Consider the following 20,705-nt stretch of genomic DNA (forward strand, 5'->3'; position numbering starts at 1 on the left):
AAAGTGTCGAGGGAGATGAAAATGTATACAAAAGAGCGGATTATCCAGCTTGTGAAAGAAAACGGTGTAAAATTTATAAGATTGCAGTTTACCGATATTTTGGGGACTTTGAAAAATGTCGCGATAACCGCAAGCCAGCTTGAAAAAGCGTTGAGTAATCAGTGCATGTTTGACGGCTCCTCTATTGAAGGATTTGTAAGGATAGAAGAAAGCGATATGTATCTCTATCCGGACTTAGATACGTTTGTGATATTTCCGTGGAGGCCGCAGGACGGCAAAGTTGCAAGGCTTATATGCGATGTTTATACGACTGACGGAAAACCTTTTGAAGGCTGTCCTAGATATGCTTTAAAGAAAGTGTTAAAAGAAGCTGCAAATATGGGATACTCGTTTAACGTAGGCTCGGAATGCGAGTTCTTTTTATTTTTAACCGATGATAAAGGCAAACCTACGACGATAACCCACGATGACGCCGGTTATTTCGATTTGGGACCTGTAGATTTGGGAGAAAATGCCAGAAGGGATATGTGTCTTGCTCTGGAAAGCATGGGTTTTGAAATAGAAGCTTCCCATCATGAAGTCGCCAAAGGCCAGCATGAAATTGATTTTAAATATTCCGAAGCACTCAGAGCGGCCGACAATATAAATACTTTTAAAATGGTTGTCAAAACCATAGCGCAAAAACACGGACTTCACGCGACATTTATGCCTAAACCGATTTCCGGAATAAACGGTTCCGGAATGCACACAAATATGTCATTGTTTAAAGACGGCAAAAATACTTTTTTTGATGAAAAAGACGAATTACAACTTTCAGACATAGCGTATAATTTTATCGGCGGATTGATAGAACATATGAAATCTATGACAGTTATAACAAATCCTCTGGTAAATTCGTATAAAAGGCTTGTGCCGGGATATGAAGCTCCTGTTTATATAGCTTGGTCATGCAAAAACAGAAGTCCGCTAATAAGAATTCCAGCTTCAAGAGGCAACAGCACAAGAATAGAGCTGCGCAGTCCTGACCCTTCTTCAAATCCTTACTTGCTTTTGGCGGCTTGTCTTTCTGCTGGTCTTGATGGGATAAAGAAAAAAACGAAACCGCCGATGCCCGTTGACCAAAACATGTTTAAAATGAGTAAAATCGACAGAACAAAAGCCGGGGTGGAAGATTTGCCCGGAGATTTAGAGCAGTCGATGATAGAATTCAAAAACAGCATATTTATGAGAAATGTTTTTGGAGAGCATATTTCAGATCGCTACCTCGAAGCAAAAAGCGAGGAATGGTTTTCTTACATAACTCAGGTTCACAAATGGGAGACGGACGAATATCTTTCCGCATATTGATTAAAAATATAAAATGGACAAGGCGAAGATAATATTTGCAGGTTCTGAATCTGTTGTAAACTCGGTAAAAAAACAGCTGGAAATAGCGTCATTTACCATTATGGGAAGTTCCATCTCCGGTAATGAAGCGCTGAGAAAAGTTACGACTTTATTTCCTGACATAGTCATTACGGATTACAATTTAACCGATATGACGGGGTTGGATTTCGCGCAGATGGTTGAACATTCGCGGATTTGTCCAGTAATAGTTTTGGCGGATTTCAGGCAAAGCGAATATGTGGAAGAATTGAAAAAAAAATCTTTTGAAATATTTTGTATAACAAAACCTATAGATTCGCTGGTGCTTAATCATACGATTTCCCTGATTTTGAGGCTTACCAGAAGAATGCATGAATACGAGCATCAAGTTGACGAACTTAAACATAAACTTGAAGACAGGAAATTGATTGAAAAAGCCAAAGGCATCTTAATGAAAAAGTTTGATATGGATGAAGACGATGCATATAAAGAAATGCAGAAAAAAGCCATGAATTCATCTAAACAGATTGTGCAGATAGCAAAAACTATTATAGATATGTTCAAATTTATAGAGGAAAAGAAATGAAGAAGGAGAAATTTTTACTCAAAAAGTATAGAAAAGCTTATCTAGAATTGTCAAACGGGATAGTCCTTGAAGGTCGAGCTATAGGTGCAAATGTGTGCGTAAGCGGAGAAATGGTGTTTAATACGGGAATGCTTGGCTATGGCGAGGCTATGACGGATCCTTCGTATTTGGGACAAATTTTGGTTTTTAGTTTTTGTTTAATAGGCAATTATGGCGTTCCTGTCGCTAAAGGCGGGGATTTCTTTATGACTAAAGGACATGAGAGTTCGTCCATAAAAACTCAAGGCATTATAGTCTCAGATATTTATGGCGGCTGTCATCACCATGACGGAGGAATTTCGCTTGAACAATGGATGATTGAAAACAATGTTCCCGGAATTGCTGGTATAGACACAAGATATTTAGTTCAAATGATAAGAGAGTCCGGCAATCTTTTCGGACGCATAATTCCCGAAGGTACAAAAAAAGAAAAAATTGACAGGTTCGAATTTCTAAAAAATTTTACCGATGACGAATATGTTGATCCTTCAAAATATAATCTCATGCCGTCGGTGTCTGTAAAAGAAATAAAAAGGTACGGAAGCAGCGCAAAAAAGGTCGCGCTTATAGATTGTGGCGCAAAATTTAATATTGCAAGAATGCTTGTTGAAAGAGACTGCGAAGTTTTGCTTTTGCCTTGGGATACGGATTTTTCAACGGTAAATGTAGATGGGTGGCTTATTTCAAACGGACCGGGCGACCCTCAAAATACGGGAGATTTGGTTGAAAGAGTGAAAAAAGATGTTTTAGGTTCAAATAAACCAGTATTAGGGATATGTTTAGGACATCAGATTTTATCGCTTGCTTCGGGTGCAAAAACAAGGCGGCTTCCACACGGACATAGAAGCCATAATCAGCCTGTTTTTTCGCTGCCTGAAAAACACGCGTATATGTCCAGTCAAAATCACAGATATGCGGTTGAAAAAAAGACTATACAAGACGACTGGGAACTTTGGTTTGTCAATGCAAACGATGATTCTGTAGAGGGTTTAAAACATAAGACGGAACCGATGATGTCTGTTCAATTTCATCCTGAAGCATCCTCAGGTCCAAACGATACCAGTTGGATAATGGATGAATTTATTGAAAAGATAAAAGAGAACAGATAACAAGCCGTTTTTCCCCTTCTATGAAGGGATGCAACGTAGCCGCGGGATAGTCTCTGTTTGCAGTTGTCGTTGTTGTTTATCGTTAATCATCAACCACCATCACCGAATCTCTATAATGCAGGAAAGGTAACAGCTATCACCCCGACGGCTGGCTTGGCATCAAAGAGTTCCCGCACCCAAGAGGGAAATAAAGATAAAGGCTTCTTTTATCTGCGATAAGAAAGTAAATATTTAATAGCTGAATTTATACTTTTTTCAAAAGAACTAGGGCATAAACTCATCCCCTAGCCAAGTTTAAAAGCTTTTTCTTTCTTAATTTTCTCTCTTTTTGTGTCATTTTGTTTTTTAAATTGACAGTCTTCTATATCTTCTTTTGACAATGCATATTTCCTTTGTTATAATATTCTTATAAAAAAGAGAATAAACTGCCGCATTTTTTAAAGAAAAAACCTATTCTATAGAAGAAATTAAAAAATATTTGCACTAGTTGCAAAAAAACACGTCGTAATGAGAATCTATTTATTTGGTCATTATATAGCGGTAAAGCGAATGTGAAAAGCGATATTGATATTTACATAGAAAAATGGAATATAAAAACGCTTTTACAATTATCTCAGTTTTATATTGATATAAATAGAATTTTTGGCAAATAGGCTGACTTTGTTACTACCAAAGGGCTCGATAATAATTTTAGGAAATCAATAAAAAAGGATTCGATTGAAATTTATGATTGATATTTCAAGGGACATGTATAAAAAATGAAAAATAAATTTCCGGACCAGCCAAGACTATCTATTCCTACACCATACCTATATTCTTATAAATATATTTCTTCTCATTACCAATTCAGTATGAAAAACGGTGATAAACAAAAGCCGTTTTTTTCATTTTGTGATAGAGCAAACAGTTTAATAAAAAATGGAGAAAAAAAGTGAGAAAAATATTTTTATGTTTTGTCTGTGTTTTTGTTTTTGCGGCGGGTATTATAGCGGAGGAGAAAGAAAAGTCGAAACTTTCACTAAAGCAAACGGTAAAAGAAAAAGGATATAAAGCGATTGTATATTTTGACATATCTTCTTCGGAATTGAGTGTAGTATCAAAAGACGCTCTGATGAGGGCTGCAAAATTGCAGGCAATATCTGAGACGCGCGCATATTTAACGGGATATGCTGATAAAACAGGCAATCGTGAAAAGAATTTAATTTTGAGCAAAGAACGTGTAGAAAGCGCAAAGAACTTTCTTTTGTCTTTGGGCGTTAAAGAAATCAATATACATATTGATTATAAAGGTGATGAAAACCCTGTTGACAATGAAGACGCACTAGAAGCGTATGCAAAAAATAGAAGGGTAGAAATATTGTTGACTGCGAATATTTTGGCTGCGGCGGAAATGGAAGCTGGAGAAGAAAAGAAATAGGAAAACTACAACCGCAAATGCCCAGTTGGGAAATAATGTCTTCCACTATCCCTTTCACAAAAATGGGAACTTTACTTTTTATTCCTATTTTTGTAAAAGGCCGGCCGAGTGTGCATGAATAATGATCATGAGTCACAAGATGTGAGCGACTTACCCGAGAGCAAAGAGGATGGTCGTGTCGGGACTGCCAGATGGTATTTTCGTTGTTGTCGGTAAAATTAAATATATACAGCTTGGAGAAAAAATGAAACGCATAGTTATTTTTGTATTTTGTTTATTGTTTATAATAAACGCGGCATATGCTCAAAGTCCACTACCTTCCGAAAATCTTCAGCAAAGTATAAAGCAGGAAGAAAGAACAAAGGCACTTGAGGAGCGCGTTCAGGAAGAAAAGAAAAAACTTGAGGAAATAGAGGAAAAGGTCGGGCAGGACCCAAAAGATGAAAAAATAGTTTTATTAAAAAAACTTATGTTTTCACAAAGCGACGTTTTGCCTCAAAGTTTTTTTGATGCGCTTAAACAAAAATACGAAAACACAAAAATGAGCGTAAACGATATATATGCTATAGTCAATGCCATCAACAATGAGTATATGCTCAAAGGATACATTTCTTCGCAGGCTTTTCTTTCAAAACAAAATATAAATTCAGGCGATCTTTTTATAAGTCTTGTAGAGGGGACGATAGATAAAATAAATTTGAAAGGCAATAAATATACAAACGAAAAATATATAAAAAGGTATATAAATTTTGACAATGCGGACAGTTTAAACACAAACGACACAAACCGCCAGATAATGAATTTTAACGCTGCAAACGACGCAAAAGCGAGAATAGTTTTAGCTCCTGGTCAAGTTTTTGGCACAAGCGACATAGATATAGTTATAGATGAACCCAAATGGTATCAGATAAACGCTTTTATAGACAATGCAGGACAAGATGAAACGGGTATTATAAGGTATGGTCTTTATTCTTCGATAAGAAGTCTTACGGGATATAGAGATATTTTGAATTTAGGCGGAGTTTTGTCGGAAGGTTCGCACGCAGCTTTTTTATCTTATGAAATTCCGGAGCCTTTGTTTGGTTTTAGAGTGGGAGCGGGCTTTAATTATTCAGACACTCAAATAGTAAAAGGACAGCTTGAACCGCTTAATGTTAAAGGCGATTATTACGGGGCTTATATTTTTCTAAAACGTCCTTTTTACGTCAGAGAAAAAACCGTAAGCAATGTAAGTTTTAACGCGGGGTCTGGGCGCGGCGCAAGTTCTATCACGGGATATACCGCGCAAGACGCAAAAAGCGATTATTTGTCATTGACCGGCGACAATATGATAATGACGAGTTTTGGCTACCTTTATAATTCGCTTACATATACGCAAGGGCTGAAAATAATTGAAGGCGAAACGAACTTTGAAAAAATAACATATTATGGTGAGTTTTATTCAAGCATCATAAAATATGTGGGAGCTGTTTTAAAACTAAAAGGACAGGCGGCATTTGACATTGTTCCCGCAAGCGAGCAGTTCACAATAGGCGGCGACGGCACGGTAAGAGGCTATAACTCAGGCATATATATGTCAAAAAACGGGTTAGCGGCAACGCTTGAAATAAATTACAGTTTTGGTTTTCTTAAATATAAATTTCTTGATTATTTATCCGCTTTTGTCTTTGGCGATTATGCTTCAGTATTATTGGATAAAGAAGCAGACCCTTTTGCCAAATGGTCGGCAAATCTTTTTAGCGCAGGAGCAGGAATAAAAATCGGAGCGTTTAAATATGTTGAAGGCAGTTTCATTTGGGCAGTTCCTCTTTCCGAAAGAGACAGAGAGGAAGTTCACGGTTCAAAGTTTATGTTTATAGTTCAGGGGAGAATATAAATTTCCTTTTTGCCGAAATATATTAATGAGGTCTTATAATGTATAAAGTCGTCAGAAATACAAAATACGATTATATAGGGCAATCTTACAGTTCTTCATACCCTAATTTGCATAAATATCCCGCCACAATGCTTCCTCAAATCGGGATAGATATTCTTAAAGAATTTAATATCTCAAAAGGAAGTTTGCTTGACCCTTATTGCGGTTCAGGCTCGTCTTTTTCAAGCGGGTTGGAATGCGGTATAAAAGAAATGTATGGTTGTGATATGAATCCTCTTGCCGTCCTATTATCAAAAGTTAAATTTACAAAGATTGAAATAGAAAAACTTTTTGAAACCCGTAAAGCATTTAGAAATAGCCTATATGACTTCATAAAGAATGAGCAAGGCATTGAAAATTTACAAAGACCTCAAATAACCAATATTGATTTTTGGTTTTCAAAAGAAGTAATAAAAAATCTTACGGTTATAAAATATTTTATAGATAAAATTAAGGATAAAAATATACGGAATTTTTTCCTATTACCGTTCTCGGAAACCGTTAGAGAATGTTCTTATACCCGCAATAATGAGTTCAAGTTATTCCGTATTAAGTCGGAAGAATTGTTGAATTTTAATCCTGATGTAATAAGCGTTTATTTTAAGAAGTTTGATACGACTTTTGCTTACTACAAAGATTTTTATCTTCCCAAATTAGAAGACAATATATCGGTTGAAATTAACTACTCTCAATTTACTCCTAATGGCAATACCTTTAATGTTGTGCTTACAAGCCCGCCTTATGGCGACAGCAGAACAACAGTCGCTTACGGTCAATTTTCTGCTCTTTCAAATGAGTGGTTAGGTATAGACTATGCTCGTAAAATTGACGCTATGTTAATGGGAGGACATAAGACAAAAGAAAATATCAAAGACAGAATAATTGCAGATTATATTTCTCAAATAGATAGGGTTGATAATAAAAGAGCATTAGAAGTATCCGCTTTTTATAATGATTTGGGCGCTTCCATAATAAAAGTTGCAGGTAATGTAAAAAAAGGCGGCAAAGCAATCTATGTGGTAGGAAATAGAACCGTTAAAAATATTAAATTACCGACAGACCAATTTATTGCAGAGAAATTTGAAGAAAATGGTTTTAAGCATTTAATAACTTATGAGCGAGCATTAAGCAATAAATCAATGCCAAGAAAAAACTCCCCGATAAACGAAAAAGGAAAAACAGTTAATACTATGCTGTCGGAATACATAGTAATTTGCGAGAAAATTGCAAGGGTTTAAAAAGGAAATTTATGTCGAAATATTCAGAAGAAACTTTAAGCAGCTATTGTTCTGCGGTTAGTGATGCGGAAGAGACAAGAATAGAAAATGCAAAATCTATGATAAAGTCTGCTATAAACGATAGCGCTGAACTTCAAGGACTTGACTATGAAATTTTTATACAAGGCTCTTATGCAAACAATACAAATATTAAAGCAGATGGGCGCCTCTAAAAACCCTTAAAAATTCCCCTTTTTATAAAAGGGGTGGCAGAGAGCGCAGCTCTCTGACGGGGTATTTTATTTGCGGTTGCCGTTTGGAAGAAAGTGTTTTAGAATTTTAAGGAATTTAGATTTGATTATTATCGTAAAAAAATTGTTATTAAAAATTATTAAAAAAATCAAAAAATATATTAGGGAGATTTAAAATGAAGAAAAAAATTGTTTCTTTGATTACGGCGGTTTTGTTTGCGGTTTCGCAAAGCGGGTTTGCTCAGATGATTGTTATTGACGGCAAAACAGACACTTTGCTTGAAACTAACGGAAATGTTACGGATATTAAAACCAATACTGTTTCAGGAAATACGGGTTTTAATTCTTTCAAGCAATTTGACGTGTATTTAGATAATACCGTCAATTTGCATTTACAAAACGGCATTAATAATCTTGTCAATCTTGTCCGCGGCAAAGCCACAAGCATTGACGGCGTATTAAACGCTTTTAAAGACGGCAAAATAGGCGGGAACGTTTTTTTCTTAAACCCTAACGGAATAATGATAGGTCAAAGCGGAGTGGTAAACGTAGGAGCGTTAATGCTTGCAACGCCTACGAAAGAATTTATGGATTCAATAATAAACGAAGATAAAAGCGTTTCGTCTTTGATAACAAAAGCTATTTTAGCAGGGGATATGCCCGTCAACCCAAGCGGAACAATATCTATTAAAGGAAAGATTAACGCTCAAAATGGGGCAGGCATTAAAGCGGGAAACGCCGAAATTGCACATAGCGGGGAAATAAACAGCGTAAAGCCGTCGGATATAGCAAATTTGTCAGGCATAGAAGAGACGGAAATATATATAAAAGACGGGCAGATAATAATAGACTCAAAAAGCAATTTTATAAACGAAGGGAAAATTGACGCGCAAGGCTCAGACATATCAATTACCGCGGCAAACGATATTGAACTTAAAAACGGTTCCGTCATATCTTCAAACGGGACAAGACAAGAAAACGGCGGAAATATTTTTATCTGGGCAGACAACGACGCATATTTAAGGAACGGGGCTTTAGTTTCTGCTACAGCCGAGTACGGCGGCGGCGGTTTTATAGAATTTAGCGCAAAAAATAATGTTTTCCTTGAAGGCTGGGGTTTAGCGGCATATTCTCTTTACGGTAAAGGCGGAACAGTTTTAATAGACCCAAACGATTTGACGATTTTAGCTTCTACAGATACATTAGGCGCAAATTATTATTTTACGGCTTACGATACAATTACAGTAAGCAGCGGAGTAAATATTACTACTTCAAAAACAGGAGCAGATTCGGGGAATATTTTATTTTCCGCTGAAAATATAGATATAGAAAATGACGTAGTTCTGGACGTTTCGGCGAAAGGGACAAATAATGCGGGCAATATCAATATACATGCGGACAAAGACCTTAATATAGGCGACAAATCCGTTATTAACGCTTCCGCCGTCAATGGAAATGGCGGAAACATAAGTTTGCAGGGCGAAGACATAGTTATAGGCGAAAACGTATCTATTGATTCTTCGGGCGCAACAAGCGGCGACGTACTGATAGAAGCTCTTGCAAGTTCTCAAACTCCTTGGTTTAAAACGGCGGAGGCTTCCATAGAAATAGGTGACGGAACTTCAATTAAAGGAAAAGATATAACCATACATGCAAAAGCCGATTCAGCTTTGGATTTTCAAAGCAAGCCCAACGCTGTTGAAGACACTTGGGAGACTGAAGATTCTCCATCGGATGTTATGGATGCCGTTTCAGACAATTGGGGCGACGTAATTAAAGATTTGGCTTTAAATGTCAGCGAAGTTGTCGTTGACGCCATAGACAATTTCGGACTTGTAGGAATGGGCGCAAAGCACGATTTGAGCGCTTCCGTCAAAATAGGAGAAAACGTAAATATTGCCGCTTCAAATAATTTGGATATTAAGTCTGAAGTTGACTCTCAGTTAAAACTTACTGTTCCTTTTACCAATTTAGCCGTAGCGGTGGGCATAGCAAATACGAATTCTCTGGTTGAAATATCGCAAAACGCTGTTTTGACGGCAGGAAATAATCTTAATATTAAAGCCTATACAAATACTCTTTTAGATGTAAACGCTAAGGCAATAAGCAATGCGTCCGTAGGTTTTGCAGGTATGGACGGAGCTTTTGCCTTAGGAATAATGAAAGGAAATAATAAAGTAAAAATAAATGAAAACGCACAGCTTACTTCAGGCGCGGATATGGAAATAGAGGCTCTTACGGATAAAGATATAAAAGTCGACTCTTCGGCGTCGGCTTTTGACGATGGAAATCTTGCTTTTTCAGGCGCGGTTTCTTTAAGCGAAATAAACAATGAAACAGACGTCAACGCAAAATTGTCCGCAGGAAAGGACGCTTCAATATCTTCAATAATAAACAGCGCAAATAATCGTTCAACTTCAAGCGCGGGCACAGGCGACAACAAGGTTACATATTATGTCAACAAAGCCGCTAATTTTGCCGCGCAAAAAAGCGGTATTGCAAAACTTTTTGGAAAAGGCGGAGACAAATTTCAGCAAAAATCGCATTCAAGTTTTGGCGCGGCGGGTTCTGTAGCTTATAGCGAACATACAAATAACGCTATCGCTAAAGTAGGCTCGTCTGCCGATATAACCGCGGGCGCAGATGCTGATTTAACGGGAAATTTTACTCTCAAGGCTCAAATTACCGAAAACAGAATAAGACATGCTTCAAACGCTTCCGTTAGTTCTATAAATAAAGGAGAAAGCGGATACACCAAAGAAAACGGCGGCGCGGCGGCAGTTGCCATATCCGAATACAATAATAACGTTTCAGCTTACATAGACGACAATGCGCAAGTTGATTCAGACGGCGATATATCTGTGTCAAGCAACTTTTTGCTGCCCTATGAAATAACATGGCATAAAATTGAAGGACTTTCCGATATTACTCAAAAACTTAACGGGAACCTGGGCTTGCAAAACGGTTTTGTCAATACTTGGGCAAATTCTACAGTTTCAACAAATCAGGAAAATTCTGATGAACAAGGCAATTTCGGGTTTGCCGCTTCTTTTAATATGACGGCTTTCAATTCAACCTCAAAAGCCTATATAGGCAAAAACGCCAAGATAAATCAAAGAACGACATTGCCGGGCGACGTATCGGTGAATGCCTATTCTCTTCTTCAAACTGTAAACGTCGCGGGAAATATAGGCGCTTCAAGCGCTAAAGCCGGAGTGGGCGCGGGTATGGTTTGGGTAAATTACGACAATAAAACGGAAAGCTATATAGATGACGGCGCGCAGATAAAAGCGTCTTTGTTAAACGTTGAAGCGCAAACAGAAAAAAGAGATATTACCATAGCCATATCGGGAAATAAAAAAGCCGAAAGTTTTGGCTTTAACGGCGTGTTTAACTGGATTGAAAATGTTAATGTCACGCTTGCCCATATAAGCGGAAGTTCAAAATTGGATTTGATAAATAGCGGCGTGCTAAACCTTTCAGCTTTAGACGATACTCAAATATACAATATATCGGGCGGTATTTTAAAAGTATCCGGCGGTAAAAACGTAGGCGTAGGTGCCGCTGCGGCTTTGATTGATTCTGAGCGCGAGGTAAAAGCGTATATAGGCGAGGATGAAGAGGAAGAAACTTCCACCCCAACTGAAACGAATATAGAGGCGGGAGATATAAACGTTAAAGCGTCCACGCAAGGCGATATTTATGCTTTTTCAGTTGCTGCGTCAGTTCAAGCGGGACAGTCGGCAAAAGAAGCTCAATCGCAAGAAGATTTAGCGGCTGAAAATGGGCAAGACGCTAAAGGCGGCGGGGGCGGTTTCGGTCTTGGAATTTCCGGAGACGTAAGCATAACTAATTCAAAAGCAGACACAAAGGCTTTTATAAACGGCGCAAATATAAAAAGCGGCGATATTGAAATTAACGCAAAAGATGAAACTAATATTACTACGGCTTCAGGTTCTGCGGCTATAATGTTTTCGTCAGAAAGCCAAACTTCAGTGGGAATTGCCGGTTCGGCAAGCGTCAATACTATTAGCAATAATATAGAGGCGTTTGTAAAAAAAGCGACAATAAACGCTTCAAAACTTAATTTGAGCGCTAAAAACGACTCTTATATTTTATCTGTTTCAGCTTCAGGGTCTGCCGCGCCTATGTCAAAGAACGGAATTTCTGTAGCGGGAGCGGTATCTATCAACGAAATTGAAAATAATACTGCGGCTTATTCCGATAATTCAACCGTTGTATTAAGTTCTCCCGCAGCTTCAAATATTATGTCTGTAAGCGCAAAAGATGCAAGCGAAATTCTTGCTATTGCCGGGGGAATAAGCAGTGCAAAAACTGTGGGAATAGGAGCGGCGGTAGGCGTCAACAATATAAATAACAGCGTAAAATCTTATATTAACGGCGGGCAAATAACAGCTTATGGGCTTTCTTTAAACGCGATAAACGATTCTGCTCTTACGGCAATATCAGGAGCTATAGGTGCAGCTCTTAAAAACATGGCTATTGCGGCAAGCGTTACAGTGGCAAGCATAGATAATGATACCGAAAGTTATATAAAAGGCGCGCAGGTTGATATTTCAACGGGTTCGGTATCTGTCAGCGCTGAAAATAAAGCCAAAATGTTAAATATAGCGGGCGGAGTGGGCGCGGGCAAAGAAGGCGGAGTGGGAATAGCCAGCGCGATAAGCGGAATTGGCAGCGATACAAAAGCTTATATTGAAAATTCAACAATAACAAGCAAAGACAGCAATATTTCAGTTTCTGCGGTTTCGCAAACTGAAACGGAAACAGCCGCAGCCGCAGGCGGGGTAGGCGGGACAGCGGGAGTAGCAGGCAGCGTAGCCGTCAACAATATAAAAACCAATACCGATGTTTCAGTTAAAAATTCAACTTTAGACGCTAAAGGTTCAATAAAAGCAAGCGCATTGTCTGAAAACGTCATTAATTTTTACGGAGGAATGATAGCCGCCGCAGGAACGGCGGGCATAGGCGGAACGGTTGCGGTAAATTCCGTTTCCGATAACGCTTATGTAAATGTTGAAGACTCTGCTATTAAAACTCTGGGCGCTTTATCGCTAAAAGATTTTGACGGCGCAGATAAAAGCGGTTTCTTGGCGCAGTCTAAAGTGGATGACGATATTAATGTCTATAGCGTAAATATCGGAGCAGCGGGAAATGTGGGCGTCGCCGCAGACGTAAGTGTCAGCAATATTAATAACAATGCTCAAACTTTGGTAAAAAATACCAATATCAATAAAGCGGTTGACGCTTGGCAGTCAAACGCTTTGCAGAACGCCAATATTACGGCGGCAAATTATACCGACATTGACGTTTACGGCGGAAGTTTGGGCATAGGCGGGACAATCGGGGCAGGGGCTGTTTCTGACACTACTTTAATAAATAACACTGCAAAAGCTATAGTAAAAGATTCGGACATAAGAGTGAAAGGAGATTTAAATATAATCACAGACAGCCTTGAACGCTATAATGCTATTGTTCTTAGCGGCGCAGGAGCTGGAAGTGCTGTAGGCATTGCGGGAAATGCAGTTGTTTTAGATATAAAAAACGATAATCAGGCTTTGCTTGAAAACAGCGCAATTAGCATCAACGGCGATGTTTCCATAAAAGCAAATGATAACGTAGAACTCGGCAAAAATAACGACGGACCAAACGCCATAGCCGTAGGCGCGGGCGCGCTTGCTCTTCAAGGAGCGGGTATTGCTGGAGCGATTTTTGTCGCAAACGTTAAAAACGCTACGAAATCAATAGTAAGAGATTCAGATATATCTGCGGGGTCAATAGACGTTTTGGCAAATTCCGTGCAGCAGGTAAATTCATATATCCCTACTATTGCCGCAGCGGGAATAGGCGCGGGAATTTCTGCAAGCATAGGCGTAGTAACTTTAGATTCCGATACGCAGGCTTTAGTTGAAGAAACAAGCGGGCACCAGACAAAGCTTTCATCCGACGCATATAAAGAGATAACAATAAAAGCAAGTTCTGATTCTTCAATAAAAAATCTCGGGGCAACGCTTGGCGCAGGAGTGGTAGGCGCAGGCATAGGCGCTTCAGTTTTAATTTCAAAAATCAACGGACAAACTTCCGCGCAGGTAGGCTCGGGCGTGGAAATTTCAGCATCAATAATAGGCGGCAAAGTGAGCGTTATTGCGGATAATAAACGCGCAATAGACGATATAACGGCGGCTATGGGAGCCGGAGCCGTAGGATTAAGCGGCTCGGTGTCTGTTGCTACTATAGGAGGAAATTTAAGCAGCGACGATTTGCATTCGGCTTTTGACGCAAAATCCATACTTGACAAACATCTTTCTGAAAATGGAAACATAGACGGGCAAATGTTAGGACAAGACAGAGCAGACATTCTCAACGGAACAGACGCTCAAAATATGGAAAAGTTCACGACAGACGTCAATGAAGCTTTTAATACGTACATATCGCAGGACAAAAGCACAATAGCAAGCATAGGCGCAAACGCAAAAATAACTTCAAGCATTCTTGACATAAACGCAAAAGATTTTCTCTCAATAAATCAAAAATCCGGGTCAGGAGCTGTCGGAATAAATGCAATGGGCGCTTCAGTAGCGGTTGCAAACGCCAATTCTTCAACAAAAGCTTTAATAGGAAATAATACTGTAATAGAACTATATTATTCTAATCTGACGTTAAAATCCGAGTCTGAAGTTCAAGGAGACAGTTTGTCCACGATGGCTGCGGCGGCTTTTGGCGGCGCATTGGGTGGAGCAATATCTATTTTTAACGCAAATAATCATACGGAAAGTTATATAGGCGACAGCGTCAAGCTGACAAAAGTTTCTAAGTTAGATATTATTTCTAAAACAAAATCAAATATTCATGCGCAGACGGTGGGCGTTTCGGCAAGTCTTGGCGGCGTTGGGGCGGGCGCTTCAATAGCGAATATAAATAAAAGCGGCGATACGATAGCTTCTACTAAAGATAATGTTAATATTATCAGCGGAGGAACGGTTAATATATTGGCTGAAACCGACCATACCCTCTTTAGCGAAGCCGAGTCTGGGGCAGGCGGAATAGTTTCAGGTTCGGGAAGCGATGCAGACGTCAATGTCAGCGGAAAACTCTGGGCTTTAACCGGAGCAAACAATGTGTTATCCGCCAGCTTAAACGTCGCTACAAAAGGCAATCTCTCTGCAAAATCTAAAACTTACGGCGTCAACGTAGGCGGTTTATCCATAGGAGTGTCTTTGGCAAATATTCTATTTGAGTTAGATAATAAAGCTGAAATAGGGCTAAACAATAATATAGACGGCTATAGTATAACGGTTGCTGCGGTTCAAAACAAAGCCGACACGGAAATATCGGCAACTTCGGCGGCGGGCGCGCTTTTAAGCGGAAACGGCGCAGAGTCGGAATCCGAAGTTAAGGGAACGGTCAGCGCGAATATTTCTAAAGATTCAAAATTGCAAGGAAACAGCATATCGGTTCAATCTGCCATATATTCTAAACAAGACATTAAGGCAGACGCCTATACGGCGGGCGCAATAGGCGTGGGCGTAAATTTGGCAAAAGTCAAAGCGGATGCAAAATCTTCTGTCAATATAGACGAGGGCGTAAACGTTAACGCTTCAAATATTTTTCTGGCAAAAGCCGTAAACAACAGCCAGACTTACGCTCAGTCGTTTTCAGGAAGTTACGGAGCTTTAGTCGGCGGCGGCGCCGCAGTTAATAATATTAACAATTCGTCGTCTTATGTCGGTATAGGAAAAACGGACAAGGCATTGAATTTAAAAGCTTCAAAAATTGAGCTTATATCCCAAAACAATGCAAGCCAAGACAGCAAAACCGACGCTGTTAATGCAAGTATTGTCGGAGCGACGTCTTTAAACGACGATAACGACGCAAATATAAATTCTAAAATTGAAATATCGGGCAATTCAAATCTTACCGCAAACGATTTAAAATTAAGCGCGTCAAACAGCTATGACAAATCAAAGTATGATAAAAATCTTCAATCCACCTCAGGCGGCGTCGTTCAAGTCAACGTCTCGCAAAGCATTACCGATATAAACGCAAAAGCCGACATAGTCATAAATAACGGAGCCGCGCTTAATACCGTTAAAAAATCCGATGGAACAAGTTCTTTTGTATCCGAAGCGTTTAACTATATTAAGGCAAAAGACAAGCTCGTTCTTACAAGCGGCGGGCTTGCGATGGTTCCGGTGCTTACAAGCAATATTACAAATAACAGCGATGCAAATATTAAAGTTTATGACGCCGATATCAATACTGCGGGCGACGCGATATTTAACGTTAAATCCGACGCGGATATAAATTCTGCGGTTCAAATAAGCGTCTATGGAGGAAGTGCCATAGCAAACGGACAAAGCAAGGCTTTAAGCAATATTAAAAACAATATTGATTTTTATAACGGAGCAGTAGTGTATGCCAAAGGCGATATAAAATTAGGTTTAACGCAGCCTTATGGAGGAATAAGGTCAAATTTTAAAAATAGCGCCATTACCGATATTTACAATAAAACAGGCATACCTATAGAGGGAGGGTCTGAGGCGCATGGCGGAGTTTTTATTGACAATAAAGTTAATGTCAACAGCGGGTCGGTTTTACGTTCGGCGGGCGCGATAGAAATAAACGCTTCTTATGCAATATCTGAGTCTCAAGGGCTTTTAAATATTTATACGGCAAGCGACAGCGTAACTCTTGCGACAAAAGAAGGGGCGACTTCGGCAGATATTGAAGAAAACTCTGAGGTGGCTATAAACGGTTCTTTGCTTTCGGGAGTGAACAATATATTTAATGCAAATATTAGCGGGGCTAACGGCTCCTATACTGTTTCGGGCATTGGACTAGAAGACGTCAGTCGGAGCATAACCGATGAAAATCTTGTAACTAACATTATAGAGGAAATTGAAAAATACGAGGAACTTGCAGCCATTTATAGCAAGGACGCTGTTTTAAAAGGAGCTTATGAAGCTGAAGTGGTGCGATTAAAATCCGAACTTGAGGCATTAGGGCTTGTTGACGAAAACGGACTTGTAAAAGTCGTAAACGATGTGAAATATATTACTTTTGATAATATTGCGGCTAACAGAGGCGAAATAAAGATTACCGCCGACGTTTTAAAAGGGAACGGGATATTGTCCGCGCCGGGTTATGCCGAAATAAAAATTAACAATACAAGCGATCTGTTTTTAAGAATAAACGACGCCGTAATTTCGGAAGATCTGCGCGGAAACGTGATATTTAACGGGGTTCAGGTGGAAAGCAATGCCGACATCAATACGGTCAACAAAAATTCTTCGGCAAATTTTTCAAGCATAGTTACTTCAGAAAGCGACAATAATCCCGTAATAGAAATAAAAAATCTTTATTCTAATGCAGGCGTAGGCTCATATCTTGAACTTAAAGGCGACATTTTAAACCGCGACGGAAATTTTATCGCTGCTTCTAAAGGCAGCATTTACTCTAAAGGAAATATCAATGCTTTAAATATAAACATTCAGTCGGATGCGGACGTAATTCAATCATATACCGACGGTTTTAGGCATATCGGGGGGGACCCAAGTTCGCAATGGCAAGATATTGCGCAAGGTTATGAAACGGGGAACTCTACAAGCGGAAATGATAATAGCGGCGCAAAAAGCAGCGAACCGGGAATTATAGGCAACAATATTTTTATAAGCGGCCGCTATTTAAATATTAACGGCTCTATACAAAGTGGCGTGGCGGACTGGACTTTGAATATAGCAAATGACAGCCTTTCCCTTGAAGGCGGTTTTACCGTAACAAGCGCGATTGCCGATTATAATTCTAAGATCGGCTCAAATCAAGCGGCGCCGCCTTTATACGCTCTTTCTTCAGCGCATGGAAACATTAATGCTTATTATAATGTTTTAACGAACGAAATAATTTTAGATGACGTTTCAGTCAGCGGAGGACGGCTTGAACTTTACGGGCATATTTTAAATACGGGCGGGGCGGCAGGACAGCTTACCGCGCTTGACGGATATGGGAAAATAAACATAGTAAATAATTCGTCTTATAACATACAGGCGGGAAACATTTATAACGACAATAAGGTTTCAGGCATAATAAAAATTACGGATACGGCGTTTCAAAAAGGAGACGCTTTTCTTGTTACGCAATATACAAGAGACGCTGCGGGCAATGTAATAAAAACGCAAAAATACAGCGACGGTTCGTCGGGAAGCAATTCAAGCACGACTTCGGCTTATAAGCCGCTTTCAAATCAAAGATATACGTGGACTACTGGAACTACGTCGTCTTTTACCGAATATTATTCTAATTCCAGCAATTCTTTCTGGGGTATGGATTTTTTTGTGCCTGACGAGAACTCATACAATTATAGTAAGGGACCTTCGGAGACGTCGCCTATTATTGACGGCGAAACCATTATTGTTGACGCAGGAAATTCTAATTCTTACAGTTATGGCCGCACCGGACCCGTCACTTTAAGTCAAGAAAAAACCAAAGACAGACGCTGGACGGAAACGCACGGCTGGTGGATTTTTTCAACAACGGAATATCATCACGAGCTTGAATATAGGACAGGCACGATAACCTACAATAAACACAGCGTAAAAGCCGATTACGATATAGGCATAAATTTTATAGGATATTCCGCGCCCGAAACTAATATTTCTTCTGTTAACAATTTAAATCTTAACGGCAGTATAATGTCGTCAGCGGGAGCGGTTAATTTGATTTCTTCGCAAGGAGCCGTCAACAATTTAGGCGTCGCTTCCGTCATTGCAAAAGATATAACTATTTCGGCGCAGGCGGGCATAGGGCAAAACCTTGCTCTTGATGCAAGGTTAAACGGAGGAAAAATTACCGCTTCTTCAAACGTCGGCGACATTAATTTAGTTTTTAGCAATTTAAAGGATACGCAGGGAAATATGTATAATACCGTTGTCAACGGCATTAAGGCTTTAAACGGAAACGTCAGCATAGTTTCGGACAGTTCCATAAAAACCGACGGTTCGTCTTTTGTCAAAGGAAAAAATGTTTTGCTTGAATCAAAATACGGTTCTTTAGGTTCCATAAGCGGCGGTTTGGGTATTTTAAATATTCAAGCCGATACTTTAACGGCTGCCGCTCAGTCTGACATCAATATATCCGATACCGGCGATTTAGGCATAGTAAGCGTTCAGTCTTTTACCGGCGACATTAAACTTAAAGCTGTGGGAAATGTTACTGACGCAAACGAAGAAGCTGTTTTTGACACAAGGACGGCTAACCAGCTTTTAACCGACTGGTACGGTTTAGACCTTTTTAATCAAAATGGAGCAGGCTGGACTCAAGATCAGCTTAAATATGCAGTCAACGCTTCAAGCCTTAAAAGTACCGTTGACACGCAATATCAAGTGGAAGATGCAAACGTTTTAGGGAAAAATGTAGATATTGAAGCGGGCGGGTCAATAGGGCTTAATATGGGGTATAAAGATATAAATCTTACAAATTATGCGGCATTAAGCGAAGCCGACAAACTTTTGATAGCTTCCGCTGAAAGCGACAATCTTGTATTTAGTCTTGACGGCGCAGGAAAGCCCGTTTCAGTAAGAGTGTTTGAAACGGAAGATTTGGATATTAACGCAGATTCAATAAAACTTAAAGCAAACGGCTACGTTTATTTAGGCGGCGACCAAGATATTAATGTAAATACGATAGAAGCGGGGACAGGACAAAATATAACCATATATGCAAAAGGCGGTATTTATAATGTCAATACTTCCCAGTCTGCGCCTAATTTAATCGGAAACGACATTGTTCTTGAAGCGGGAAACGGTTCTATTGGGACATTGTCTAAAGACCTTGTATTAAACATAACGGGCAAAATTATAGCAAGAGCCAAAGACGGAATTTATCTTAATGCGGGTTCAAAGAATTTTTTAATAGACAGCCTTCTTTCAAACGGATTTACAAGGCTTACAACAAGCGGCAATATAACGGGAGTAAGCGGAAGTCTTATAAATATAGTATCGGAAGGCGTGCAGCTTACGGGCGCAAACATAGGAACCGACACTCAGGCGCTTGGGATAACTCTTACGCAGGAAGAAGCTGTTGCAGACGCTTATAATGCGCTTACTATAAATTCAAGCGGAAAAATTAATGTCGCAGGCAAAGGAACAAATACTTTATACACGGGAAATATTGCGGCTGCAGGAGACGTAAAAATATCTGCGCAGGGCGATATTGCAAGGCAGGGCAATACTTCAATTTCGGGAGCAAACATAAATTTTGCAAATGTCGGCGGCAATATAGGAAGTTCAAGCGATAAACTTCAAGTTAAGACAAGTGGCAATGTAAGCGCCGCGTCTTATGGCGGTATAAATTTTACGTCAAGCGAAAATATTTCATACAATGCCGTCTCTTCTGAAAACGGAATTATAAATTTGTCGGGAACCAAAAATCTTTCCGCAAACAATCTTTCCGCAAAAGGAAATATCAATATAGTTTCAGATAAAGCAATTACAACGGGAACAAGCAAAATTGCGTCTGCAGACGGTTCAATAGCAATTTCAAGCCAAGAAGATACAACGGTTAACGGAGATATTGAGGCAAAAGAAAAAGTAGAAATTGTATCGGAAAAAGCGCTTACAACGACAGCTAAAATTACTTCAAGCGATGCGGGCATTTCGTTAGAAAGCGCAGGGGATACGCAAATTGACGGCGCAATAACGGCAAATAACGAAGTTTCAATTGTTTCCAAAGGAAATATTATTACGTCAGCGATATCAGAAATAAAGTCAACAGCCGCAGGGGTATTGTTA

The 20,705-nt window shown here is 39.4% G+C and carries 8 protein-coding genes; all 8 read left to right on the forward strand.

All coding sequences use genetic code 11. The annotated features are described in order from the left end of the window. Positions 1–21: 21 nt before the first annotated feature. Positions 22–1,347, forward strand: a complete 1,326-nt coding sequence (gene glnA, locus LBD46_01965) for a type I glutamate--ammonia ligase (GenBank protein MDR2425941.1) — start codon at positions 22–24, stop codon at positions 1,345–1,347. Between the two features lie 13 nt (positions 1,348–1,360). Next, positions 1,361–1,951, forward strand: a complete 591-nt coding sequence (locus LBD46_01970; GenBank protein MDR2425942.1) for an ANTAR domain-containing protein — start codon at positions 1,361–1,363, stop codon at positions 1,949–1,951. Continuing rightward, positions 1,948–3,099 carry a glutamine-hydrolyzing carbamoyl-phosphate synthase small subunit gene (carA, locus tag LBD46_01975; protein MDR2425943.1) on the forward strand — a complete coding sequence of 384 codons (1,152 nt, stop codon included), beginning with the start codon at positions 1,948–1,950 and terminating at the stop codon, positions 3,097–3,099. The genes LBD46_01970 and carA overlap by 4 nt, the downstream gene beginning before the upstream one ends. A 931-nt stretch (positions 3,100–4,030) precedes the next feature. Beyond that, a complete protein-coding gene (locus LBD46_01980; protein ID MDR2425944.1) occupies positions 4,031–4,516 on the forward strand; it encodes an OmpA family protein in 486 nt (161 codons plus the stop codon). 175 nt (positions 4,517–4,691) lie between these two features. Then, a complete protein-coding gene (locus LBD46_01985; GenBank protein MDR2425945.1) occupies positions 4,692–6,392 on the forward strand; it encodes a BamA/TamA family outer membrane protein in 1,701 nt (566 codons plus the stop codon). Positions 6,393–6,430: 38 nt separating this feature from the next. Beyond that, positions 6,431–7,669, forward strand: a complete 1,239-nt coding sequence (locus LBD46_01990) for a hypothetical protein (protein MDR2425946.1) — start codon at positions 6,431–6,433, stop codon at positions 7,667–7,669. An 11-nt stretch (positions 7,670–7,680) separates the two neighbouring features. Continuing rightward, a complete protein-coding gene (locus tag LBD46_01995) occupies positions 7,681–7,881 on the forward strand; it encodes a hypothetical protein (protein ID MDR2425947.1) in 201 nt (66 codons plus the stop codon). 194 nt (positions 7,882–8,075) lie between these two features. Further along, the coding region (locus tag LBD46_02000) for a leukotoxin LktA family filamentous adhesin (GenBank protein MDR2425948.1) at positions 8,076–20,705 on the forward strand (12,630 nt) is incomplete at its 3' end.

This window comes from Candidatus Endomicrobium procryptotermitis (genome assembly GCA_031279415.1).
GTDB classification, from domain to species: Bacteria; Elusimicrobiota; Endomicrobiia; order Endomicrobiales; family Endomicrobiaceae; genus Endomicrobium_B; species Endomicrobium_B procryptotermitis.